This window comes from Streptomyces sp. NPDC050997 (assembly GCF_040660135.1).
In the GTDB taxonomy this organism is placed as follows: Bacteria; Actinomycetota; Actinomycetes; order Streptomycetales; family Streptomycetaceae; genus Streptomyces.
This window is the reverse complement of sequence record NZ_JBFAGK010000021.1, coordinates 58,857-81,400: the sequence shown is the minus strand read 5'-3', so window position 1 is coordinate 81,400 and position 22,544 is coordinate 58,857. Positions and strand designations below refer to the sequence as shown.

At 70.6% G+C, this 22,544-nt stretch carries 23 protein-coding genes; 2 read left to right on the top strand and 21 right to left on the bottom strand.

From position 1 onward, the window contains the following. Positions 1–59: 59 nt before the first annotated feature. The gene (gene rpsB, locus AB0H86_RS35135; RefSeq protein WP_362448341.1) at positions 60–1,043 is read right to left on the bottom strand and encodes a 30S ribosomal protein S2; all 984 of its coding nucleotides are present in this window, start codon (positions 1,041–1,043) and stop codon (positions 60–62) included. A gap of 271 nt (positions 1,044–1,314) precedes the next feature. On the opposite strand from rpsB, the gene AB0H86_RS35130 reads away from it, so the two are divergent. Continuing rightward, the gene (locus tag AB0H86_RS35130; RefSeq protein WP_362448338.1) at positions 1,315–1,935 is read left to right on the top strand and encodes a M23 family metallopeptidase; all 621 of its coding nucleotides are present in this window, start codon (positions 1,315–1,317) and stop codon (positions 1,933–1,935) included. Between the two features lie 281 nt (positions 1,936–2,216). Here AB0H86_RS35130 and AB0H86_RS35125 read toward each other — a convergent pair whose 3' ends face one another. From AB0H86_RS35125 to proS, 18 genes are all read right to left on the bottom strand, one after another. Next, entirely contained in the window at positions 2,217–2,774 is a 558-nt protein-coding gene (locus AB0H86_RS35125; RefSeq protein ID WP_362448543.1) for a helix-turn-helix domain-containing protein, read from the bottom strand. A gap of 93 nt (positions 2,775–2,867) precedes the next feature. Beyond that, on the bottom strand, positions 2,868–3,710 hold the full coding sequence (gene whiG / locus AB0H86_RS35120) for an RNA polymerase sigma factor WhiG (protein ID WP_362448335.1): 843 nt from the start codon (positions 3,708–3,710) through the stop codon (positions 2,868–2,870). A gap of 271 nt (positions 3,711–3,981) precedes the next feature. Next, complete coding sequence (gene dprA, locus AB0H86_RS35115) at positions 3,982–5,142, bottom strand: DNA-processing protein DprA (RefSeq protein ID WP_362448332.1); 1,161 nt, start codon at positions 5,140–5,142, stop codon at positions 3,982–3,984. Next, a complete protein-coding gene (locus AB0H86_RS35110; protein ID WP_362448329.1) occupies positions 5,139–6,764 on the bottom strand; it encodes a YifB family Mg chelatase-like AAA ATPase in 1,626 nt (541 codons plus the stop codon). Before AB0H86_RS35110 ends, dprA begins: the two co-directional genes overlap by 4 nt. 1 nt (position 6,765) lies before the next feature. After that, the gene (locus tag AB0H86_RS35105; RefSeq protein ID WP_362448326.1) at positions 6,766–7,158 is read right to left on the bottom strand and encodes a YraN family protein; all 393 of its coding nucleotides are present in this window, start codon (positions 7,156–7,158) and stop codon (positions 6,766–6,768) included. 106 nt (positions 7,159–7,264) lie between these two features. After that, positions 7,265–7,573, bottom strand: a complete 309-nt coding sequence (locus AB0H86_RS35100) for a DUF2469 domain-containing protein (protein ID WP_003993268.1) — start codon at positions 7,571–7,573, stop codon at positions 7,265–7,267. Positions 7,574–7,629: 56 nt separating this feature from the next. Then, complete coding sequence (locus AB0H86_RS35095; protein ID WP_362448323.1) at positions 7,630–8,160, bottom strand: NUDIX hydrolase; 531 nt, start codon at positions 8,158–8,160, stop codon at positions 7,630–7,632. Then, on the bottom strand, positions 8,150–8,926 hold the full coding sequence (lepB, locus tag AB0H86_RS35090) for a signal peptidase I (protein WP_362448320.1): 777 nt from the start codon (positions 8,924–8,926) through the stop codon (positions 8,150–8,152). The genes AB0H86_RS35095 and lepB (AB0H86_RS35090) overlap by 11 nt, the downstream gene beginning before the upstream one ends. Positions 8,927–9,073: 147 nt before the next feature. Then, positions 9,074–10,057 carry a signal peptidase I gene (lepB, locus tag AB0H86_RS35085; RefSeq protein WP_362448317.1) on the bottom strand — a complete coding sequence of 328 codons (984 nt, stop codon included), beginning with the start codon at positions 10,055–10,057 and terminating at the stop codon, positions 9,074–9,076. Further along, positions 9,945–11,045: a signal peptidase I gene (gene lepB, locus AB0H86_RS35080; protein ID WP_362448314.1), complete on the bottom strand. Its 1,101-nt coding sequence runs from the start codon at positions 11,043–11,045 to the stop codon at positions 9,945–9,947. The genes lepB (AB0H86_RS35085) and lepB (AB0H86_RS35080) overlap by 113 nt, the downstream gene beginning before the upstream one ends. Then, positions 11,038–11,784 carry a signal peptidase I gene (gene lepB / locus AB0H86_RS35075; RefSeq protein WP_362448311.1) on the bottom strand — a complete coding sequence of 249 codons (747 nt, stop codon included), beginning with the start codon at positions 11,782–11,784 and terminating at the stop codon, positions 11,038–11,040. The genes lepB (AB0H86_RS35080) and lepB (AB0H86_RS35075) overlap by 8 nt, the downstream gene beginning before the upstream one ends. Before the next feature lie 45 nt (positions 11,785–11,829). After that, positions 11,830–12,180, bottom strand: a complete 351-nt coding sequence (gene rplS, locus AB0H86_RS35070; RefSeq protein ID WP_362448308.1) for a 50S ribosomal protein L19 — start codon at positions 12,178–12,180, stop codon at positions 11,830–11,832. Between the two features lie 132 nt (positions 12,181–12,312). Continuing rightward, positions 12,313–13,146 carry a tRNA (guanosine(37)-N1)-methyltransferase TrmD gene (trmD, locus tag AB0H86_RS35065; protein WP_362448305.1) on the bottom strand — a complete coding sequence of 278 codons (834 nt, stop codon included), beginning with the start codon at positions 13,144–13,146 and terminating at the stop codon, positions 12,313–12,315. Then, positions 13,146–13,712 (bottom strand): ribosome maturation factor RimM, encoded by a 567-nt coding sequence (rimM, locus tag AB0H86_RS35060; RefSeq protein WP_362448302.1) that lies wholly within the window; start codon positions 13,710–13,712, stop codon positions 13,146–13,148. Before rimM ends, trmD begins: the two co-directional genes overlap by 1 nt. An 82-nt stretch (positions 13,713–13,794) precedes the next feature. Next, a complete protein-coding gene (locus AB0H86_RS35055; RefSeq protein ID WP_005479813.1) occupies positions 13,795–14,034 on the bottom strand; it encodes an RNA-binding protein in 240 nt (79 codons plus the stop codon). Positions 14,035–14,039: 5 nt separating this feature from the next. Then, positions 14,040–14,459: a 30S ribosomal protein S16 gene (gene rpsP / locus AB0H86_RS35050; protein ID WP_362448299.1), complete on the bottom strand. Its 420-nt coding sequence runs from the start codon at positions 14,457–14,459 to the stop codon at positions 14,040–14,042. 383 nt (positions 14,460–14,842) lie between these two features. Further along, positions 14,843–15,445: a hypothetical protein gene (locus AB0H86_RS35045; protein WP_362448296.1), complete on the bottom strand. Its 603-nt coding sequence runs from the start codon at positions 15,443–15,445 to the stop codon at positions 14,843–14,845. A gap of 259 nt (positions 15,446–15,704) precedes the next feature. Further along, the gene (gene proS, locus AB0H86_RS35040; RefSeq protein ID WP_362448293.1) at positions 15,705–17,120 is read right to left on the bottom strand and encodes a proline--tRNA ligase; all 1,416 of its coding nucleotides are present in this window, start codon (positions 17,118–17,120) and stop codon (positions 15,705–15,707) included. A 199-nt stretch (positions 17,121–17,319) separates the two neighbouring features. Here proS and AB0H86_RS35035 point away from each other — a divergent pair, with 199 nt between their 5' ends. Further along, entirely contained in the window at positions 17,320–18,198 is an 879-nt protein-coding gene (locus AB0H86_RS35035; protein WP_362448290.1) for an SAM-dependent methyltransferase, read from the top strand. Positions 18,199–18,435: 237 nt separating this feature from the next. Here the strand turns inward: AB0H86_RS35035 and ffh are convergent, their stop codons facing one another. Together ffh and AB0H86_RS35025 are read right to left on the bottom strand one after the other, a co-directional pair. Continuing rightward, entirely contained in the window at positions 18,436–19,986 is a 1,551-nt protein-coding gene (gene ffh / locus AB0H86_RS35030) for a signal recognition particle protein (protein ID WP_362448287.1), read from the bottom strand. 109 nt (positions 19,987–20,095) lie between these two features. After that, on the bottom strand, positions 20,096–22,543 hold the full coding sequence (locus AB0H86_RS35025) for a [protein-PII] uridylyltransferase (RefSeq protein ID WP_362448284.1): 2,448 nt from the start codon (positions 22,541–22,543) through the stop codon (positions 20,096–20,098). Between the last annotated feature and the right edge of the window lies 1 nt (position 22,544).

Sequence of the window (22,544 nt, the reverse complement as noted above, 5' to 3'; positions counted from 1 at the left end):
GTGCCGGACGGCGGGGGCTTTGTGGGCCCCCGCCGTCCAGTACCCGAAGGTGGTGAGGGTCAGGCCTGCTCGGCGTCCGCGGCAGGGGCCTCGGCGGGCTTCTCGGCCTCGGCGGCGGGGGCCTCGGCAGCGGGGGCCTCGGCGGCCGGAGCCTCGGTGGCCGGAGCCTCAGCGGCGGCCTCGGCCGGCTTCTCGGCCTCGGCGTCGGCAGGGACCTCAGCCGGCTTCTCCGCCTCGGCGGCGGCCGGGGCCTCAGCGTCGTCGGCCTTCTTCTCGCCCTCGAGCAGGTCGCGCTCCCACGCGGCCAGCGGTTCGCCCGCGGCCTTGTCGCCCTTGCCCTCGGTGGCGACACCGGAGCGGGAGATGAGGCCCTCGGCGACCGCGTCCGCGATCACACGGGTGAGCAGGGTGACGGAGCGGATCGCGTCGTCGTTGCCCGGGATCTTGTAGTCGACCTCGTCGGGGTCGCAGTTGGTGTCGAGGATGGCGACGACCGGGATGTTGAGCTTCCGGGCCTCGCCGACCGCGATGTGCTCCTTCTTGGTGTCCACGATCCAGACGGCGCTGGGCACCTTCTGCATCTCGCGGATACCACCGAGGGTCTTCTCCAGCTTGGCCTTCTCGCGCGAGAGCACGAGAAGCTCCTTCTTGGTGAGACCCGACGCGGCGACGTCCTCGAAGTCGATCTGCTCGAGCTCCTTGAGGCGCTGCAGACGCTTGTAGACGGTCGAGAAGTTGGTGAGCATGCCGCCCAGCCAGCGCTGGTTGACGTAGGGCATGCCGACGCGGGTGGCCTGCTCGGCGATGGCCTCCTGCGCCTGCTTCTTCGTGCCGACGAACATGACCGTGCCGCCGTGGGCGACGGTCTCCTTGACGAACTCGTAGGCGCGGTCGATGTACGACAGCGACTGGAGCAGGTCGATGATGTAGATGCCGTTGCGCTCCGTGAAGATGAAGCGCTTCATCTTCGGGTTCCAACGACGGGTCTGGTGACCGAAGTGGACGCCGCTTTCCAGCAGCTCCCGCATCGTTACGACGGCCATAGCCGTTCTCCTTGTGTTTCTCGGTTGTGCCGCGGATGCCGGATAGCACCCGCGCCTGACGCCCGCGTGCGCCGTGCCGCAAAGGACCGAGGAGCGCTGACACCGGCCGGAAACCGGCTGGATGTCGGGGCGTGCGAAGTCGACCCGGTGACCCGGATCGCCAAAGGAAGTGTACGGGACCCGCGGACCCCCGGGTGACGCCACTGTCCACAACCGGGGAGTGGTCCACAGGCCCCGGCCACGAACAGGGCGCATACGAGACGGTTCGGGCATGCGAGCGAAACGATGTGCGGGCACACGGACGGATACGTGGCTGAGGTTTCTGGCATTACTGGGGTCCCTGTCGCTGCTCACGGCGACACTGCTGACCTGCCCGACCCGGCCCGGCGACCGTCCGATCACCCTCGCCCCGGCGGCCACGGACACGTCGGTACCGGCCATCGGCCGCGCCTGGCCCGTGGGCGACCGTCCGGCCGTCCTGCGTGCCTGGGAACCCCCGGCGACGACATACGGTCGCGGCCACCGAGGCGTCGACCTGTCCGCCATGCCCGGCGCTCCGGTACGGGCGGTGGCGGCGGGCCGGGTGTCCTTCGCGGGCCGGGTGGCGGGCAAGGGCGTGGTCTCGGTGGAGCTGACCGGGACCGGCGATCCTCCGCTCCGGACAACGTACGAGCCGGTCCGGGCCTCGGTGAGGAAGGGCGAGGAGGTGGCCGCGGGCGCGATCCTGGGCACAGTGGAGCCGACGGGCTCCCACTGCACGACCCCTTGCGTCCACTGGGGCCTGCTGAGAGCCAAGACCTACCTGGACCCACTGTCCCTGCTCCCACCATGGCTACTGAGCCGGGGCCCATCACGCCTACTGCCGGTGCTCGGCGTGCCGGTGCCTTCGTAGGCGGCGGGGGGGCGTTGGCTGCCGGGGGTGCGCTGACTGCGGGGCGGGCGGGGCGGGGCGGGTGCTTCGGCTGCCGAGGAGGCGGGGCGGGTGGATTGGCCGCAGGCCGGGTGGGGCGGGGCGGGCGCATTGGCCGCAGGCCCGGTGGGGCGGGGCTCGCCGCCGTCGCGCGGGTGCGCAAGCCGCGGTCCGTGGATACACTCCGCCGGCGCAGCAGGCCGCATGTTCGCAGGGCGCACCCGCGGACGGCGCTTGGATCGTCGGCGTGACCGGGGCCGAGGTCAGCCCCGTACCCCCCGCAAAGCCATTCCCACCGCGGCCTCAGTGATCACCGCAGGTTCTTCCGCGGCGCCCAGCTCGATCCGCCGCACAGCCGCGTCCACGACCCCCTGCAGCAACATCGCGGCCATCCGGGGCTGCTCGTGCCCCATCTCCGCCAACGCCTCGACGATCATCGCGACCAGTCCCCCGTGCGCGGCCCGGATCTTCTCCCGGGCTCCCGCGTCCAGCTCGCTCGCGGAGATCGCCACCACGGCCCGGTGCCGCCGGTCACCGACCAGCGCCAGTTGCCGGCGCACATACTCCTCGACCTTGGCCTCCGGCTCGTCCGCCGCGGCCATCGCCGCCGACACCTCCGCCGCCCAGACGGGAAAGTCGACCTCGCACAGTTCCTCGACCACGGCGGCCCGCGACCGGAAGTACTCGTAGACGGACGACCGCGCGAGGCCCGTCCGCTCGGCGAGAGCGGGGAAGGTCAGCGCCTCCGTCCCGCCCTCGGACAACAGGGAACGAGCCGCGTCCAGCAGGGCGGCTCGCTGCATCGACCGGTGCTCGGCCACGGAGGCCGCTCGAATCCTTGGCACGTCAACCACTTTACGGACGGACCACCCCCGACGGGAGTCTCTGCCCCGACCGGTCGACGTTCGGCCAGGTCAACGACCAAAGCTGGCCAGTTTCGCCCGCAACTGAAGCACCGACTTGGTGTGGATCTGACTCACCCGGCTCTCGGTCACCCCCAGCACGTTCCCGATCTCCGCGAGCGTGAGCCCCTCGTAGTAGTACAGCGTCACCACGGTCTTCTCCCGCTCGGGCAGGGTGTTGATCGCCCGCGCCAGAAACCGCCGCAGCTCCCGGTCCTCGGCCACCTCGACCGGGTTGTCGGCGGCGGTGTCCTCCAGCGTGTCCATGAGGCTGAGCCGGTCACCGCCCTCGCCGCCGACGTGCAGCAGTTCCTCCAGGGCCACCACGTTCGCCAGTGACAACTGGCTGAAGACGGCATGGAGATCGTCCACCGCGATCCCCATCTCGGCGGCCACCTCACCCTCGTTCGGCGTCCGTCTGAGCCGCGCCTCCAGCGTCGCGTACGCCCGCTCGACGTTCCGCGCCTTCTGCCGCACCGACCGCGGGATCCAGTCCAGCGCCCGCAGCTCGTCGATCATCGCGCCCCGGATCCGGGTGATCGCGTACGTCTCGAACTTGATCTCCCGGTCGATGTCGAACTTCTCGATCGCGTCGATCAGCCCGAAGACGCCGGAGGACACGAAGTCCGCCTGCTCCACGTTGGGCGGCAGGCCTACGCTCACCCGCCCCGCCACGTACTTCACGAGCGGCGAGTAGTGCAGGATCAGCTGCTCGCGTAAGCGCTCGTCGCCCGTCGCCTTGTACGACCGCCACAGCTCGTCGAGCGTCGAGGGAGCGGGCGGCCGCACGCTGCCACCCTCGCGGGCGGCTGGGGGGATCGCCGCCCGGTCGGACCCGGAGGTGTGCTGGGGCATTCGTCGCCTTGTGCCGTTCTGCAGTGAAGTGGTGCTGCCTGGGTGAGCTGTCGGTCTGATGCCGAGTTGCCTGTCTGCGTCGGAATCCTGGTGAGCGTAGCGTGACTGAAGTGTCGCGGTGCGCGAAGGACATCGCCCGGGCCGTGCGCGGATACGTTCCGCTGGACACTCCGCCACGTCACATCCATCGCTCTGCGTGATGGCGGCATCGGGCCAACTGCGGGAATCTGCAAGGGCTTCCGGGTTCCCCCGGACGGCCGAACACACTCGGTCAGCACCCATGTCGACCGCCGCGTACGGAGATCATCGACTGGCGTGTCAACTTCCAGCCGTCGCCGTGTCGTTCGACGTAACCAAGTGCTCGGAGTTCGTACAGTCTCGCGATCGCGTCGTCGGGGGTGGTCTGCGCGCCGCGTGCGATCTCGTCGGCCGTCGCCGCGCCGCGCCCCGGCAGCGCGGCCAGGACTCTCCGGGCGGCGGCGTCGAGGAGATCACGCGGCAGCACGGGCCCGCGCCGGTCCGGGGCCAGTTCCCCCATGTCGCCGACCAGTTCGACGACTTCCGCGGCGTCGGTGACCAGCACCGCGTCCTGCCGCAGGAGCTCGTGCACACCGGCGGACCGACCACTGGTCGCCGGCCCCGGCACACCCATGGTGTGTCGGCCCAACCGCTGCGCCGCCCGCGCGGTGACCAGGGAACCGCTCCGATAGGCGGCCTCGACGACCACGGTGCCCCGGGTGAGCGCGGCGATCACCCGGTTCCGCAGCACGAACCTGCTCGGCGTCGGATGCTCCCCGGGCGGCAACTCCCCCACCACCAGCCCCTGTTCCGCGATCCGGGTGATCAACTGGGCGTGTCCGCGCGGGTAGGGCCGGTCGACCCCGCAGGCCAGCACGGCGACGGTGGCGCCGCCGGCGCCGAGGGCACCCCGGTGGGCGGCTCCGTCGATCCCGTAGGCACCGCCGGACACCACGACCCAGCCGCGCTCGGCGAGGCCGGCGGCGAGCGTGGCGGCCATGTGGGCGCCGTACTCGGTGCAGGCGCGGGCGCCGACCACTGCCACCGATCTGAGCGCCCACATCCTGAGGTTGGGCAGCCCGCGCACCCACAGCCCGAGGGGCCGCGCGTCCCCGAGGTCGTGGAGCTGCCCCGGCCACTCGGCGTCACCCGGGCCGACGAACCGCACCCCGCATTCCCGAGCGGCGGCGAGGTCCTGCCGGGGTTCGGCCCGCCCGGCCCGGGCCAGCAGCCCGGCCCACCGCTTATCGCTCACCCCGGGCAGCGCCTCCTCGCCCGCCCGCAGCCTTCTCGCCACATCGTCCACCCCGAACTCCCGCACCCACCGCCCGGCGACCTCGTCGCCGGGCTCGAAGACTCGGGTGAGGAACACACGGTCGAGCAGCCCATCGCCCGGATCGCCGTCGACGCTCACGTCAGTGCCCCGATGGCCATGGGCACACCGCGTGGCACACCGGTACGCAGTTGCAGGGCCAGGGCGACGTCCGTCGCGTCGGGTCGGTCGTGTCCCACCAGGTCCGCGACGGTCCAGGCCACCCGCAGGACTCGGTCGAGCCCGCGCGCGGTCAGCACGCCCCGCTCCAAATTCCGCTCCGCCTCGTCCATGGCTCCGGCCGCGGCATACCAGCGGCCGCGCAGCTCACGCCCGGGCACCTCGCTGTTGGTGCGCCAGGGGGTACCGGCCAGGCGGGCCAGTGCCCGCGCCCTGGCCTCCCGGACCCGGTCGGCCACGGTCGCCGTCGACTCCCCTCGGGCGCCGCGCCCGGTCAGCTCGGCGCGGGTGACCCGGTCCACCTCGACACGGAGGTCGACCCGGTCGAGCAGTGGGCCGGACAGCCGGGCCTGATAGCGCCGGATCACCGAGGGCGGGCACTCGCACATGTCGTCCGTCTGGGAGAAGCGTCCGCACGGGCAGGGGTTGGCCGCGAGCACCATCAGGAACTTCGCCGGGAAGCGCACCACCCCCGCACTGCGCGCGATTACCACGTGCCCCGCCTCCAGGGGCTGCCGCAAAGCGTCCAGGGCCCGACTGGTGAATTCTGGCGTTTCATCCAAAAACAGGACACCTCGGTGAGACAGTGAGACCGCCCCGGGCCGCGCGATGCCCTGACCGCCGCCAACCAGCGCCTGCATCGTGGCCGAGTGGTGCGGGGCGCAGTAGGGGGCGACGTCGACCAGGGGCTTGCCCGGAGGCAGCAGCCCTGCCACCGAGTGCACCGCCGTGACCTCCAGGGACTCCTCCCGGCTGAGCCGGGGCAGGATCGCGGGCAGCCGCTCCGCGAGCATCGTCTTGCCGGCCCCTGGCGGGCCCGACAGGAAGAGGTGGTGTCCGCCCGCCGCGGCGACCTCCACCGCCGTGCGTGCCGACATCTGGCCCACCACGTCGGCGAGGTCGTGGCCGTGGTCGAGCTGGGCGGCACCCATGCCGTGCATGCCCGTGGCCGCACCGGTGCCCGGCATCCGCAGTCCGGCGAGCAGCGGGTCCGGGCGGCCTGTCTCGTCCGGTTCCTCCTCGGGCACGGGCTCGTCCGCGAGGACCGCGATCAGCTGCCGCAGGCTGCGCACCCCGAGTACGGAGACGCCCGGCACCAGGGATGCCTCGGCGGCGGCGCACTCGGGCACGACGACCTGCTCGTAACCGGCGTCGGCCGCGGCCAACACCGCCGGGAGAATGCCCCGGACCGGCCGCACCCGTCCGTCGAGACCCAGCTCGCCGATCATCACGATGTCGGTGAGCACCCGCGGATCGATCCGCTCCGCGGCGGCGAGAACGGCACAGGCGACGGCGAGATCGAACCCGGATCCCGCCTTCGGTACCGATGCGGGGCTGAGCCCCACCGTCAGTTTCTTCTGTGGCCATTCGCCGCCGGAATTCACCACCGCGGCCCGCACCCGGTCCCGGCTCTCGGTCAGGCTCTTGTCCGGCAGCCCCACCAGCGTGAACGCCGCGACTCCCGGTTCGAGGTCGGCCTGGACCTCGACCACCACGCCATCGACGCCCACCAGCGCCACCGAGCAGGTCCGTGCGAACCCCATCTCAGGCCACCCCCCGGACGTGCTCGACGACGGGCGCGCCACGGCTGGGCAGGACGACGCCCACCAGGTCGATACGGACGCCGCCGGGTGGCGCTCCTCCGTGGGCGTGGATCCAGCGCTCCGCGAGACCGCGCAGCCGCTCCGCCTTGTCGGAGGTCACCGCGGCCATCGGATGCTCGAAGAGCCCTGCCCGCCGCGTCTTGACCTCGCAGACGACCAGGACGTCACCGTCCCGCGCCACGATGTCGATCTCGCCGGTCCTGCCGCAGCGCCAGTTGCGCTCCAGGACCGTCATCCCGGCCTCCACCAGCCGCCGCGCGGCCAGCGTCTCGCCGTACCTGCCGAGTGCACTGCGTGCCTGATGCGTGTTACCGCGCGCCTGATGCGTGTTCATGTCGGCACCACCTCCGGCACCAACCGTCACGCAAACAGACCGACCGAGTTGATCTTGGTGGGCTACCCGCCGGTTGTGGAAAACTCCGCCACCCCCACGGGGAAGCTCACCCGCTCGGCAGCTCCAGATCGCTCTTGTTCAGCTCCTCGATGTTCACGTCCTTGAACGTGAGGACCCGGACCTGCTTCACGAAACGCGCCGGCCGATACATGTCCCACACCCAGGCGTCCGCCATGGACACCTCGAAGAACACCTCGCCCTGAACTGAGTGCACCTGCATCTCGTAGTCGTTGGTGAGGTAGAAGCGCCGCTCGGTCTCGATCACGTATTTGAACAGACCGACGACATCGCGGTACTCCCGGTAGAGCTTGAGCTCCATCTCGGTCTCGTACTTCTCGAGGTCCTCGGCGCTCATGGCATGTTCCCCTTCAGCCGTGCGATCCCACCATTGTGCGCCAGCCCCGCGAGCCCCTAGGCGATTTCGGTGTCCAGGGTCACGGGCCCGGCCGGGGGACCTTCGTCGAGCAGCCTCCGGAGCAGCTCGGCGAGTCTGGTCGGATACACCGTCTCATGTGCCTGGCTCAGTTCCCGACACGTCCACCAGCGCGCTCCGGCGACACTGCGGCGCTCCAGCTCGGTCAGGCCCGTCGCCCGGGTGGCGGTCTGGGTGGTGCGGGCCAGGTAGTACCACTCGTCCTGGTCCCAGCGGCGGCCGGCGAACGGGAAGGAGCACATCCGCCGCCACAGCACCGGGCCGAGCTCGACCTCGGTGATGCCGGTCTCCTCGACGAGTTCCCTGAGCGCGGCCTCCTCACGAGTCTCGTCGCCCTCCAGACCGCCGCCCGGCGTGAACCACCAGTCGTTCGCCGGGTCGTCCGGCTCGTGGCCGTGCAGGAGCAGGATGCGGTCGCGCGGATCAAGCAGCACCACCCGGGCGACCTTGCGGAGTCCGCCCGTGTACGCGACCTCGTGGAAACCGTCGTCCGCCGCCTCAGCGGGCACCGGCCGGCTCCGTCCGGGTCCGGGAGCGGCCGCCCATCCGCTTGGCGATCGGGCCGTACGCGCCACCGCCGAGGACGAGCACCCCGCCGACGACGATCAGGACGAGGATCGTACGAAGCGGCCCCGGTGTGGAGAGCGCGCCGAGTGTCTCGAAGCCGGTGGGCCGCTCCAGCATGCCGTCCAGCGGCCACACGACAGCGTCCACACGAGCCGTCACGGCGTTCTGCGACACCGTGCCCTGGGCGGCGTCCGTGAGGTGGGCCGTGGAGTCCAGGGAGCCCTCGCGCTCGTCACCGAGGAGGAAAAGCCGGCCCTTCGGCACGGTCACTTCCGGGAAGTTCGTGCTCTCGGCGACGCTGCCCGCCGGGAGATACGGTTCCTCGATCTGCTTGCCGTTGACGGTCAGCCTGCCCTTGGTGCAGCAGGACACCGTGTCCCCGCCGACGGCGACCACTCGCTTGACCACCAGGGCGTTGGTCACCCAGGACGTGTCCTTGAAGACCACGACATCGCCACGGCGTATGTCTCCACCGTCGGTCCGCTCGGCCAGGACCCGGTTCCCGGCGTCGATCGTCGGGGTCATCGAGCTGGTGGGCACGGTGTACGGCCGGTAGACCACCACTCCCCAGCCGAATCCCAGCAGGAACAGCACAAGGCCCAGTGCGACGGCCACTCCGGACAGTCGCTGTCCGGTCCGGCTGCCCACCGGGCCCGTTCCTGTGCCGCCGCGGCGCGGGGCCGTACGTGTCGTGCTCTCGCCACCCATGGGTCCGCACCCTACCCGGCGGTACCTGACCCGGTCAGCCCTGCGGCCCGACCAAGGTCACCACGGCCCGAGGGTTTGAAGAGACTTGACCGTACGACGGGAAAGTCATGTCGTACGACCCAGATCCACCGCTGCTTCAGCGGTGCCTCAGCGGGTCTCGTCGGCGGCCTCGGTCTTCCTGCGCCGCCACAGGGCCACGGGTACGACCCCGACGAGGGCGATCCCGGTCGGGGCGACCGTGAGCGCGGCAGAGGCCGCCGACTGCGTGTTCAGGCCGCTCTGGTCGAAGGTGTCCGGGACCGGCAGGGTGCCCCAGCGGTTGATCGGCCAGGCCTTCACGACGGCCCGTCCGACGACCTCGTTCACCGGCACCATGCCCTTGTGCTCGTCGCTCTGGTTGTAGCGCGAGTCACGCGAGTTCTGCCGGTGGTCGCCCATCACCCAGATGTAGCCCTTGGGCACCTTCACCGTGAACTGGCCGCCCTGGTCGTCGACGCTGCACGGCGTGTTGCCGGGGTAGACGTACGCCGTCTCGTTCAGCGCCTTGCCGTTGACCGTCAACGGGCCGGAGCCATCACAGGAGATGGTGTCGCCGCCGACGCCGATGACGCGCTTGATCAGGTCCTTCTCCTCGGCGGACGGCATCAGGCCGATCCAGCTGAGGAACGTCTGCACCGCGTTCGGGTCGGTCGTCGGCTCGCCGGCCAGCCAGTTGTCGGGGTCGTGGAACACCACGACCTCGCCGCGCTCGGGCTCGGAGCCGAACCACGGGGTGAGCTTGTCGACCAGAACCCGGTCACCCTCCTGGAGGGTGTTCTGCATCGAGTCCGACGGGATCGAGAACGCCTGCACCAGGAACGTCTTGATCAGCAACGCGAGCACGAGCGCGATACCGATCAGGATGGGCAGCTCCTTCCAGAAGGAGCGCGGCTTCTTCGCCGCGGGAGCCGAGTCACCGGGCCCCCGTCCGCCCGTTCCGCTCTGTTCGGTGACCGGGCCGTCCTCGGCCGCCCCGGAGTCACTCCCGGGGGTCACGGCGCTGTCCGCGGCCGGGGCGGCTGTCTCCGCGGGGCGTCCGCGGTGCTCCTCGCCGTCGTGCCCGGACCGTGCGCCAACCGCCACATCCCCCACGCCAACTCCTTACTCTGTGCCGCTGCCGCCTGCCCCATACACGGCGCAGGCCCACCACTCCCATAACGAGCGGGAGTTCCGCAGGGCTCGGGAGTCGAACCGATCCGTTCGGATCGTCGGGTGCAACCCTAAGCGACGGCGGAGCGGCCGCGGTCGACCCGGATACCGAGTCGGACACGGAAGCGTAGGTTTTCGGCTCCTTCAGCTTGGTCATGTGACCGAAGGGCCAGGCGATGACCATGGCCCGCCCCACCACCGAGTTCTCGGAGACGGTGCCGCCGTAGTCGGTGTCCTGGTGCGCGCGGGAGTCCGCGGAGTTGGCCCGGTGATCGCCCATCACCCACAGTCGTCCCTGCGGGACGGTGATCTCGAACTGGGTCGAGGACGGGGCGTTGCCGGGGTACAGATAGTCCTCGGCCAGGGGGACGCCGTTGACGGTGACCCGTCCTTGCGCGTCACAGCACTTGACGCGGTCGCCACCCACGCCGACGACTCGCTTGATCAGGTCCTTCTCGTCGTCGGACGGCAGCAGGCCGATGAAGGTGAGCCCCTCCTTGACCTGCTTGACGACGATGGGGTCGTCCTTCTTGGTGGCCGACTGCTCGTCCTGGAGCCAGCCGCCGGGGTCCTTGAACACGACGACGTCCCCGCGCTCGGGCTTGGAGCCGAACCACGGAGTGAACTTGTCGACCAGGACCCGGTCGCCGATCTGGATCGTCTGCTCCATGGAGCCCGACGGGATCACGAACGCCTGGAGGAGGAAGGTCTTCAGGACGAGCGCTATGAGGACGGCGACGCCTACGAGGAGCGGAATCTCCTTGACGGCGGAGCGCCTGCGGCGCCGCTTGACCTTTTGCTGGAGCTTGCGCCGATCGGCACGGCTGCGTCCGCCGCCCCCGGCACCGGCGGACGAGCGCCGGGAGCCGGTGGGCAGCAGGTTGTCGGCCGCGCTGGTCGACACGCCGCGCGGTCTGCCGCGGTTACCCATGGGCGCCCGCCACGGTGGTCGGCTCGCTCGCGCCTTCTTCGACGGCGGGCACGCGCGCGTAGGAGGCGGGCCGGTGCAGTCGGGAGCGGTGGCCGGCGGGCCACACGATCCAGTCGGCCCGGCCGATGACGCCGTCGACGGGGATCATCCCTCCGCCCGGGGAGCCCAGGTGGTCACGGGAGTCGCTGGAGTGGCTGCGATGGTCACCGAGGACGAAGAGAGTGCTTTGGGGCACCACCACGTCGAAGGCCACCGTGGACGGACTGTCACCCGGGTACAGGAACGTCGACTCGTCGACGGACCGACCGTTCACCTCGATCCACCCCTCCTTGTCGCAGCAGACCACGTGGTCTCCCCCCACACCCACAACGCGTTTGACGTAGTCGGCGTCCCCGAAGTACCCGGTTCCGTCGAACACGACAACATCGCCGCGCCGCGGCTCGGCACCGAAACGGTACGCCAACTTATTTACGAGAACGCGGTCCCCGATCCTCAATCCGTTTTCCATGGATCCGCTGGGAATCTGGAAGGGCTGCACGACGAACTTGCCGAGCACGAGCAGGAACAGCAGACAGAGCAGCAGGGTCAGGGTGATCCGCCCGCCGGGCAGCCATGCGGCGGTCCGCGACACCAACGCGAAACGCGACCGACCCTCCGGCCCTCCGGTGTCCGAGATCTCCTCGGCATCGGAAAGGCGGGAGGAGCGGTCGCGCTCCGTCTGCTGTGCTTCGGTGTCCATCGGGGCCAGATGCTATCCGGCCCTTCTGTGGACTCCCGCGCCAGATCAGTTGTCGCGCTTCTCCTTGATCTTCGCGGCCTTGCCGCGCAGCTCGCGCAGGTAGTAGAGCTTGGCGCGACGCACGTCACCGCGGCTGACGAGCTCGATCTTCTCGACGATCGGGGTGTGCACCGGGAAGGTGCGCTCCACGCCGACGGAGAAGGAGACCTTGCGGACCGTGAAGGTCTCGCGGACACCGGCGCCCTGGCGACGGATGACTACGCCCTTGAACTGCTGCACACGGGAGCGGTTGCCCTCGATGACGCGGACGTGGACGTTGACGGTGTCACCCGGGCGGAAGGCCGGGACGTCGCTGCGCAGCGACGCGTTGTCGACGGTGTCGAGCAGGTGAGACATTTCGTCTGCTTTCTTCGCTGATGCCACAGGTCATCAACGGCACATAGGTTTCGGAAGGATGCTGTCCACGTCGGGGCGAGCGTCGTGTCCCCCTGCGGCAGGGGCGCACGCCGGACGGCGCACAACAGCGCCCTATTGTTCCATGCCCTCTGGTCTGCGCCAAAATCGGCCGTACGGCTCCCCCGCCGGGTCGGGTGCCCAGCCCAGGATGGAGAGCATCTCGCGGTCCTTCTTGTCGAAGGCCTTGGGGTCGCAGCGCTCGATGAGATCGGGCCGGTGGGCCGCCGTACGCCTAAGGGCCTCGTCGCGGCGCCAGCGGGCGATCTTGCCGTGGTGACCGCTGAGCAGCACGTCGGGGATCCCTCTCCCGCGCCACTCGGGCGGCTTGGTGTAGACGGCGCCCTCCAGGAGGTTGGCCATGGCGCCGGGCGCGAAGGAGTCGTCGCGGTGGGACTCGGCGTTGCCGAGAACGCCGGGCAGCAGCCGCGCCACGGCCTCCGTGATGACGAGTACGGCCGCCTCGCCGCCGGCGAGGACGTAGTCGCCGATGGACACCTCGTACACCGGCATCCGGGTCGCGTACTCGTCGATCACCCGGCGGTCGATGCCCTCGTAACGGGCGGGCGTGAAGACCAGCCAGGGGCGCTCGGAGAGCTCGACGGCGAGTTCCTGGGTGAAGGGACGGCCGCTGGGCGTGGGGACGATCAGGGCGGGCGCGTGGGAACCCGTCTCGTAGCCGTCCGCCAGGACGGAGTCCAGCGCGTCGCCCCAGGGGTCGGTCTTCATGACCATGCCCGGGCCGCCGCCGTACGGGGTGTCGTCGACCGTGTTGTGGCGGTCGTACGTCCAGGACCGCAGGTCGTGCACGTGCACGTTCAGCTGTCCACGCGCGCGTGCCTTGCCGACGAGGGAGACGTTCAGGGGCTCCAGGTACTCGGGGAAGATCGTGACGACGTCGAGGCGCATCAGGACTCTTCCTGCGAGGCCGCGCTGTCTCCGTCGGCGGCTTCGTCGTCGTCGGCCTGGTCGTCGATCAGGCCGGGCGGGGGGTCGATGACGGCCTTCTGTTCCTCCAGGTCGATCTCCGTGACGATCTTCTCGACGAAGGGGATCAGGACCTCGCTGCCGTCCGGGCGCTCCACGATGAACAGGTCCTGCGAGGGCAGGTGCGAGATCTCGGTGATACGGCCGACCTCGACGCCTTCCTTCGTCACCACGTCCAGGTCCATCAGCTGGTGGTCGTAGTACTCGTCCTCCTCTTCGGGGAGCGCCTCCGGATCCACCTCCGCGATGAGGGTGGTGTTGCGCAGCGCCTCGGCGGCGGTGCGGTCCTTCACGCCCTCGAAACGCAGAATGAGGCGGCCGCTGTGGACGCGGCCGGTCTCGATGGTGAGCGGGCCCGTCGAGGCGGGGTCCGTGAGCAGTACCGCGCCGGGCCCGAGCCTCAGCTCCGGCTCGTCGGTGCGGACCTCGACGGTGACCTCGCCCTTGATGCCGTGGGCACGGCCGATCCGAGCTACTACCAGCTGCACTGTGCTTGTCTCTCCTGATCTACGACTACGGGCCGGGGACGGCCCAGTGGCCCTCCCCGGCCCGAGCCGGTGCTGCGATGCGTCAGCGGACGTGGTCCACGTCGACGAGGTCGACACGGACACCGCGGCCGCCGATGGCGCCCACGACGGTACGCAGGGCGCGCGCGGTGCGGCCGTTGCGGCCGATCACCTTGCCGAGGTCGTCCGGGTGGACCCGGACCTCCAGCACGCGCCCACGACGCAGGTCACGCGAGGCGACCTGCACGTCGTCAGGGTTGTCGACGATGCCCTTCACGAGGTGCTCAAGCGCCTCTTCGAGCATGGTGCTCAGGCCTCGGTCGACTGGGACTCGGCAGGAGCCTCGTCCTTCTTCTCAGCCTTCTTCTTCTGGGTGATCGCTTCACCCTTGCCCTCGTCGTCGCCACCGAGAGCCTCGAACAACGGACGCGCGGCCTTCTCGGCCGGCTGCAGCAGCGGAGCCGGGGCGGGCTCGCCCTTGAACTTCTGCCAGTCGCCGGTCTTCTTCAGGATGGCGAGCACGGGCTCGGTCGGCTGGGCGCCGACGGAGAGCCAGTAGGCGACGCGCTCGGCGTCGACCTCCATGCGCGAGGGGTTCTGCACCGGGTGGTACAGGCCGATCTCCTCGATCGCACGACCGTCACGACGGGTGCGCGAGTTGGCGACGACGATGCGGTAGTGAGGCGAACGGATCTTGCCCAGACGCTTCAGCTTGATCTTGACTGCCACGGGAGTGGGTTCTCCTGATTTTGACGTGGTTGGGCACGGCGAGATGGCCGCGTGGGGTTGCGGTACCCGAGTGCCCGACGGACGCGTCAGCCGGAGGAGAGAGGGGTCCTGTGCGGCTGTCGAGTACAGCTAGCCATTGTGCCACACCCCGCGGGCCGCACTGGACCGGGGATGGGTGGAGCCGGGCACGTCCGAGAGGCACCCGGCGCTTCGGGTGCCGTCGCGAAGTCGCGAAGTCGCGAGGCCGGCGCCGTGGGGGGGGGGGGGGGGGGGGCGCCCGCCCCCCCCCCCCCCCCCCCACGCCCACGCCTCAGGCTCGACCGGCAGCCACGAGATGCCGGTACTCGATCGCGCGGGGGCGTCGGTTCGCGCGGGCGGACGCGTCAGCTCGCCGCCGCGCCCACGACCTCCGGGATTCTGAACGGCTTCCCGCAGCCGCCGCAGACGATCGGGGCCTGGGCCAGGACCGACGGGACGACCCGGACGTTGCGACCGCAGTCGCAGACGGCCTTGACGCGGACGCCGCCACCGGAGGAGCCGTGGCGGGCGGCCGGACCGCGGAAGGAGCGGGCCGTGTCCTCGGTGGTCGCGGCCGTGTGGGCCTTGAGGGCCCGCTGGAGGCGCTCGATGGTCGGGCGGTAACGACGCTTCGCCTCGGGGGTGAGCGTGACCAGGGAGAAACCGCTGCTGGGGTGCGGCTCCTCGGGGTGGTCCAGGCCCATCTCCTCGGCGATCGCGAGGAATCTGCGGTTGTGGTAGCGGCCGGCGCGGGAGGTGTCGCGGATACCGCGCGAGGCGGCGATGCCATGGACTGCCTCGTGAAGCAGTCGCTCGAAGGAGAGCTCGTGACCGCACGCGGACGACGACTCCCCGATCAGGGACTCTGGCGCGGCAAGATCTGGCAGCTCGGGGTGGTACCGCTGAATGTCGGCCCACGCCTGTGCCAGCTCTGCGGCGAGAACAGGTGGTGTCTGTGTCGTGCTCACGTAATGACAACGAGCCAGGGTGCCGCTGTGTTCCTATTCCGGGCCATCCCAAATAATTTGCACGTACCCGTCAGTTGGCACTGATGCGTCCTGACGAGGGCGGGTGCGCCGATCTACGGAGAAGCCTCACAGCTCATAGCAAGCTGGTGCGTAGCTGACGTACGACCCGGCGCGTAGATCGCTCCCACGCGCCGGGGTACCTGTGGTCAGCCGTTGCGCAAGGGACGTTTCGGTCGCTCTGCCGCCGGAGGGCGCTACCTCAGTAAGCGCGCGCGACGATCGCGACGTTACCGGGCGTCTCGTCGGCCTCAGGCACCGACCCGTCCTCGGCGACCAGACACCGTACGGTCGCGGCGTGCTCGCCCAGCCTGGCCTCGCCTTCCTCGCCGAGCACCGCCCACGGGATGCGCGCCCAGCCGCCGGCGCCGGCCACCTCGACGGCCTCCTCGATCGTGGACACGTCGGAGGTACGGGACTCCCGGCGCTCGCGGGACTGCTTCAGCAGCAGCGCCTGGTCCTCCTCCAGGACGGTGGGAAGCAGTCCCGGCAACGCGTCCAGGGACACCGCCTCCTTGCCGCCCGGGATCCGCCGCGCCAGCATCGCGGTGCCGTTCTCCAGGTCACGGGGCCCGACCTCGACGCGTACGGGCACGCCCTTGAGCTCCCAGTCGACGGCGCGGCGCCCGAACGGCGTGTCGGTGCGGTCGTCGACGTGGACGCGCAGACCCGCCGCCCGCAACTGATCGCCGATCTCGCGGACCTTGGCCAGAACCGTGTCGTCGCCCTTGATGGCGAGGACGACGACCTGGGTCTGGGCGAGCCGCGGCGGGACACGCAGGCCGTTGTCGTCGCCGTGCATCATCACCAGGGCGCCGATCATGCGGGTGGTCGATCCCCAGGACGTCTGCCACACCAGTTCCTGCGTGCCCTCCTTCGACAGGTACCGGGTGTTGAAGGCCTTGGCGAAGTTCTGGCCCAACTCGTGACTGGTGCCCATCTGCAGGGCCTTGCCGTCACCCATCATGCCTTCGAGCGTGAGGGTGTTGACGGCGCCGGCGAACCGCTCCCTGACCGTCTTACGGCCGGGTACGACGTCCATCGCGAGGACGTTCACCATGAAGTCCTCGTAGACCTCGCGGTGGATGTGGGAGGCGAAGTCGCGGGCGTCCTCGTAGGTGGCGTGTGCGGTGTGGCCCTCCTGCCAGAGGAACTCGGTCGTCCGCAGGAACAGACGGGGACGCAGCTCCCAACGCACCACGTTCGCCCACTGGTTGATCAGGAGAGGCAGGTCGCGGTAGCTCTGCACCCACTTCGAGAAGTAGTCGTTGACGATCATCTCGGAGGTGGGGCGGACCACCGCCGGCTCCTCCAGCTCCTTGCCGCCGCCGTGGGTGACGACCGCGAGTTCCGGCGCGAAGCCCTCGACGTGGTCCGCCTCGCGGGTGAGGTAGGACTGCGGGATCAGCAGCGGGAAGTACGCGTTCTGCGTGCCCGTCGCCTTGATCCGGGCGTCCATCTCGGCCTGCATCCGCTCCCACAGTCCGTACCCGTACGGTCGGATCACCATGGTGCCGCGCACCGGCCCGTTGTCGGCCAGCTCGGCCTTGGCGATCAGATCCTGGTACCAGCGCGGGAAATCTTCCGCCCGCGGGGTGAGAACGGGTGCCTTTGCCATGGCGCGATGGTACGGGTCCAGGTTGCCGGAATGTGAAATCTCGCCACTGGCACAGTCCACCCTCAAGCCGGGGTCGACAAACCCTGGACGCACGGTCGAGTGCGGAGTTACCTGGCATACGGGGGAAGTGCGAGCGCACTGCACGGGGGCCAAGGAAACGGGCACAGGAGAAACTCTCGGCGGATTGGGGCGCTTACCTATGACACCTACGCTCGTGCGGCAGCACCGGCCCGATACGGGAAAGGCCTTCCGTCCGGACCTCGGTGCACGCGCGCGTGACTGGTCCGAGATCCAGGAGCGGATGCTGGTGCCGCTCTACGAGGCCGTCCATGAGCGACTCGAAGTGGGTCCGCGCACACGGGTGTTGGGGCTCGGCTGCGGTTCCGGGCTGGCCCTGCTGATGGCGGCCTCCAGAGGCTCCGCGGTCACCGGTGTCGACGACTCCTGCGAACGGCTCGCCCTCGCGCGTGAGCGGCTGCTGCCGGAGGCGAGGGGCACGCACGCGCGTGGAGACACCCGGCTCGTCGGAGGAACGCCCGAGGACGCGGCCGACGCGCGGTCGCCCGCGTACAACCTGGTGACGGCCTTCGAGCCCATCGGATGTCTCGCGGGCGACTCGGAGGGACTCGGTGAGCTGCTCGCCTCGGCGACACCGCTGGCCGAGCGGGGGGCGCCCGTGGTGCTGGCCGGCTGGGGCCCGCCGGAGCGCTGCGCCACGACGTCCGTGCTGCGGGTGGCCACCAAGCTGGCGGATCCTCTGCGCGGATCGGCGAGTGGCACGGCCAGTGGCACGGCCAGTTGGCGCCCCGCTCTCCGTGACGACCTGGAGGAGGTCGCCCACCGGGCCGGCCTCGAGCCGGACGGTTCCGGCCGGGTCGCCTGCCCGTTCGGGTACGCCGACACCGAAAGCGCCGTACGGGGGCTGCTGTCGACGGGGCTCTTCGATGCGGCGATCTCCGCGACGGACCAGGCTCAGGTGGACAAGGAACTGACGGAGGCGCTGCATCCGCATCAACGCCGGGACGGCACGGTGTGGATGCCGAACGTGTTCCGGTACCTGATCGCGCGGGTCCCTTAAACCTTGGCAGACCTTGTCGGACCTTGTCGGATCTTGACCTCGGCGTCGGTGTCCCTCAGGAGCAGATTGGCCGGAAAGTCACGATGCCGGACGACCGGCTCCGGGTGCGGTGCCGACCTGCGGGGTCGCCCTGCTCCCCCGGTGTGCGGGAACGCACGGGGGGTGCCCCTCCGGGAAAGGAGGGGCACCCCCGGCGACGTACGGACGGGCTCAGTACTGAGCCGCGTACAACAGCCGTCAGCCCATGAACTTCTTGAACTCGTCCGGCAGTTCGAAGTCCTGCGGGGCCTGCTGGCCCGGCACGCCGAAGGCGCCACCCTCAGCCGCGGCGGCACGGCGCGCGGCCTCCTCCTGCTCCTGCTGCTTGCGCTTCATCGGGTTGCCGGAGCGCTGCTTGCCCTTGGCCTGCTTCGGCTGCTTCTTGGACCGGCCGGGGCCGCCGCCCATGCCCGGAACCCCCGGCATACCGGGCATGCCGCCGCCCTGGGCCATACGGGACATCATCTTGCGAGCCTCGAAGAACCGCTCGACCAGGTTCTTGACGGCGCTGACGTCGACACCGGAACCCTTGGCGATACGAGCGCGGCGCGAGCCGTTGATGATCGTCGGCTCCTGGCGCTCGGCCGAGGTCATCGACTTGATGATCGCGGCCGTGCGGTCGACATCGCGCTCGTCCAGGTTGTTGATCTGGTCCTTGATCTGGCCCATGCCCGGGAGCATGCCGAGCAGCTTGGAGATGGAGCCCATCTTGCGGACCTGCTCCATCTGCGCCAGGAAGTCGTCGAGCGTGAACTCCTGGCCCTTCTTGGACGCCAGCTTGGAGGCCATCTTCTGGGCCTCTTCTTGGCTGAACGTCTTCTCCGCCTGCTCGATCAGGGTGAGCAGGTCACCCATGTCGAGAATGCGGGAGGCCATCCGGTCCGGGTGGAACGCGTCGAAGTCCCCGAGGTTCTCGCCGTTCGACGCGAACATGATCGGCTTGCCGGTGACCGAGGCGATCGACAGGGCGGCACCACCGCGGGCGTCACCGTCGAGCTTGGAGAGCACCACGCCGTCGAAGCCGACGCCGTCCCGGAAGGACTCGGCGGTATTGACCGCGTCCTGACCGATCATCGCGTCCACGACGAACAGGATCTCGTCCGGCGAGACCGCGTCCCGGATGTCCGCGGCCTGCTGCATCATCTCGGCGTCGATGCCGAGGCGGCCGGCGGTGTCCACGATCACGATGTCGTGGACCTTGGACTTGGCGAACGCGATGGAGTCCTTGGCGACCTTCACCGGGTCACCCACGCCGTTGCCCGGCTCGGGCGCGTACACGGCGACGCTCGCGCGCTCGGCGACCACGCTGAGCTGGTTCACGGCGTTCGGGCGCTGGAGGTCGGCGGCGACCAGGAGGGGCGAGTGGCCCTGCTCCTTCAGCCAGTGGCCGAGCTTGCCCGCGAGGGTGGTCTTACCGGCACCCTGCAGACCCGCCAGCATGATCACGGTCGGCGGCTGCTTGGCGAAGCGCAGGCGCCGGGTCTCGCCGCCGAGGATCGTGACGAGTTCCTCGTTGACGATCTTCAGGACCTGCTGGGCCGGGTTCAGCGCCTTGGAGACATCGGAGCCGAGGGCACGCTCCTTGACGTTCTTGATGAACGTCCGGACGACCGGCAGGGCCACATCCGCCTCAAGGAGCGCGATGCGGATCTCGCGCGCGGTGGCGTCGATATCCGCCTCGGAGAGCCGTCCCTTGCCGCGCAGGTTCTTGAAGGTCGCTGAGAGGCGATCGGAAAGAGTATCGAACACGGCGCTCGCGGTCCTCGGGGTCGTCGGTGGCAGGCTTCGAATCGCCCTCCAGGGTATCCCGCCTCCACCGGACCGGGTCACGGTCGGTCGAAGACCGGGTCCCGGCCGGTCAGCCGCGCAGTGTCTCCTCCAGTCTCCGCACCACCCCGGCCGCCTCCGCGCCGGGCAGCGGCGCCCCTTCGGGGCCGGTGACATAGAAGGCGTCCACGGCGTTGGCACCGAGCGTCGAGACGTGCATGCTGCGCACCCGTACCTTCGCCTCGTCCAGCGCCCGCCCGATCCGGTGCAGCAGACCGGGGGCGTCATGGGCACGGACCTCGATCACTGTCGCCAGCCGGGACGCGGCCGGGGCGACCTTCACGCGCGCGGGGGGCGCGACAACACCCCTGCGGCGCGGATACGCGGCGTCCCGTTCGGCGAGGCGGCCCGCGATGTCCAGCGACCCTTCGAGGGCCCGTACGAGGTCGGCGCGCAGCCTCGCGGCCTGCGGCAGGGAGCCGTACTCGGCGGCGACCCGCCAGTTCAGCAGCAGCACGGAGCCGTCGACACCGTCCGGCAGGTCCAGGGCGCGCAGTTCGGCGGTGCGGACGGTGAGGCGGTGCATGGCGAGCACACCGGCCACGGCGGGCAGCACACCTCCCCTGTCCGGTACGGCGATGAGCAGTTCGACGCCGAGCGGCTCCGGATCGCCGGACGACTGCTCCTCGGTGGGCGGTTCGGTCTGCGCGCGCAGCGCCAGCACGGGGCCGCCGGTCGCGACCGCCTCGATGGCGAGCCGTTCCTGCTCGGCGGTGGGCGCGGCGGCCTCGGGGTCCTCCGGTGTGTCGCCGGACAGGACCGCGGAGACGCGCTTGACCAGGTCGGCGACGAGCGAGCCCCGCCAGGACGACCAGGCGGCCGGGCCGGTGGCCAGCGCGTCCGCCTCGGTGAGCGCGTGCAGCAGCTCCAGCGTGCTCTGCGAGCGGACCGCCTCGGCGACCGAGCGCACGGTGGCCGGGTCCTCCAGGTCACGCCGGGTGGCCGTGTCGACGAGCAGCAGGTGATGGCGTACGAGGGTGGAGAGAACGGTCACGTCCGCGCGGTCGAACCCGATGCGGGCGGCCACGTCCTTGGCGATGATTTCGCCGGCCACGGAGTGGTCGCCGGGCCAGCCCTTGCCGATGTCGTGCAGCAGCGCGGCGACCAGGAGGAGGTCGGGGCGGTGGACGCGCCGGGTGAACTCGGAGGCGCGCACGGCGGTCTCGATGAGGTGCCGGTCGACGGTCCAGATGTGCACGGCGTTGCGCTGCGGGCGGCAGCGCACCCGCTCCCAGTCGGGCAGCAGCCGGGTGATCAGGCCTTCGGCCTCCAGCGCCTCCCAGACGTCGATGGTGGACGGGCCGGACCCGAGCAGGGTCACCAGCTGTTCGCGCGCCTCCGCGGGCCAGGGCGTGGGCAGGGGGCGCACGGCGGCGGCCAGACGCCGTACGGCGTGCAGGGAGAGCGGGAGGCCGGCCTGGGCGGCAGCGGCCGCGGCACGCAGCGGGAGGACGGGATCGCGCTCGGGGCGCGCGGCACGGGCGAGCACCACCTCGCCGTCCTGCTCCACCACACCCTCCGCGAGGGGCGAGCGTTCGGCGACCGGCTTGCCGCCGCCCAGCATGGCGCGCAGGCGCGGCCTGACCGCGCGGGACCTGAGCACGCGGCCCACTTCGCGCCAGGTGACATCACTGGCGTACGAGATGACCCGCGCCGCCTCGTACACCTGCCGCAGCAGCGTGTCGGCGTCGAGCAGGCCGAGCTCGGCCGCGACCTGGTCCTGTTCCTGGAGCGCGAGCCGGTCGGTCGCGCGGCCTGTCGTCAGGTGCAGGGCGTCCCGCACGTCGAGCAGCCGGCGCCGGGCGTCGTCGAGGCCCTCGCGCGGGGCGTCGGCCAGCCAGGAGGCGGCGACCGCGCGCAGTGCCGTGGCGTCCCTCAGGCCGCCCTGCGCCTCTTTCAGGTCGGGCTCCAGCAGGTACTGCAGCTCCCCCTGCCGTTCGGCGCGCTCCGCGCACAGCTCCTGGAGCTCGGGGAGACGTTTCGGTGCCTGGTTGCGCCAGTCGGCGAGGACGGCGGTCCGCAGGCCGGCCGTCAGTCCCAGGTCACCCGCGAGGTGACGGGCGTCCAGCAGACCCAGCTGCGCCTTGAGGTCCTCGGCCGCCGTCTTGCGGGCCTCGGCGGGAGTGCGGACCGAGTGGTCGAGGGCCAGGCCCAGGTCCCAGACGGGGTACCAGATGCGGTCGGCCAGCGCGGCGACCACGCCGGAGTCGCTGCCGTCGTGCAGCAGGAGCAGGTCCAGGTCGCTGCGTGGGGACAGCTCCCCACGGCCGTAGCCGCCGACCGCGACCAGGGAGACCCCGCGCAGGCCCTCGGCTCCCGCGCCGAACAGCCCCGACAGCCAGTCGTCCGTCAGTGCGGACAGCGCCGTACGGCGCGGCGGCCCGGACTGCGCCCCCTCGGTGAGGAGGCGCAGCCGGGCCGCCGCGTAGCCGCTGGGTCCCGAGTTCTCTGCTTCCTTGCGCACGTCGGTACTCGTCACC

Bases quoted from the DNA above. Each gene is read 5' to 3' on its own strand.
- rpsB (WP_362448341.1), bottom strand. From the start codon at position 1,043: ATGGCCGTCGTAACGATGCGGGAGCTGCTGGAAAGCGGCGTCCACTTC.
- AB0H86_RS35130 (WP_362448338.1), top strand. From the start codon at position 1,315: ATGCGAGCGAAACGATGTGCGGGCACACGGACGGATACGTGGCTGAGG.
- whiG (WP_362448335.1), bottom strand. From the start codon at position 3,710: ATGCCCCAGCACACCTCCGGGTCCGACCGGGCGGCGATCCCCCCAGCC.
- AB0H86_RS35110 (WP_362448329.1), bottom strand. From the start codon at position 6,764: ATGGGGTTCGCACGGACCTGCTCGGTGGCGCTGGTGGGCGTCGATGGC.
- AB0H86_RS35105 (WP_362448326.1), bottom strand. From the start codon at position 7,158: ATGAACACGCATCAGGCGCGCGGTAACACGCATCAGGCACGCAGTGCA.
- AB0H86_RS35100 (WP_003993268.1), bottom strand. From the start codon at position 7,573: ATGAGCGCCGAGGACCTCGAGAAGTACGAGACCGAGATGGAGCTCAAG.
- lepB (WP_362448320.1), bottom strand. From the start codon at position 8,926: ATGGGTGGCGAGAGCACGACACGTACGGCCCCGCGCCGCGGCGGCACA.
- lepB (WP_362448314.1), bottom strand. From the start codon at position 11,045: ATGGGTAACCGCGGCAGACCGCGCGGCGTGTCGACCAGCGCGGCCGAC.
- lepB (WP_362448311.1), bottom strand. From the start codon at position 11,784: ATGGACACCGAAGCACAGCAGACGGAGCGCGACCGCTCCTCCCGCCTT.
- rplS (WP_362448308.1), bottom strand. From the start codon at position 12,180: ATGTCTCACCTGCTCGACACCGTCGACAACGCGTCGCTGCGCAGCGAC.
- trmD (WP_362448305.1), bottom strand. From the start codon at position 13,146: ATGCGCCTCGACGTCGTCACGATCTTCCCCGAGTACCTGGAGCCCCTG.
- AB0H86_RS35055 (WP_005479813.1), bottom strand. From the start codon at position 14,034: ATGCTCGAAGAGGCGCTTGAGCACCTCGTGAAGGGCATCGTCGACAAC.
- proS (WP_362448293.1), bottom strand. From the start codon at position 17,120: ATGGCAAAGGCACCCGTTCTCACCCCGCGGGCGGAAGATTTCCCGCGC.
- AB0H86_RS35035 (WP_362448290.1), top strand. From the start codon at position 17,320: ATGACACCTACGCTCGTGCGGCAGCACCGGCCCGATACGGGAAAGGCC.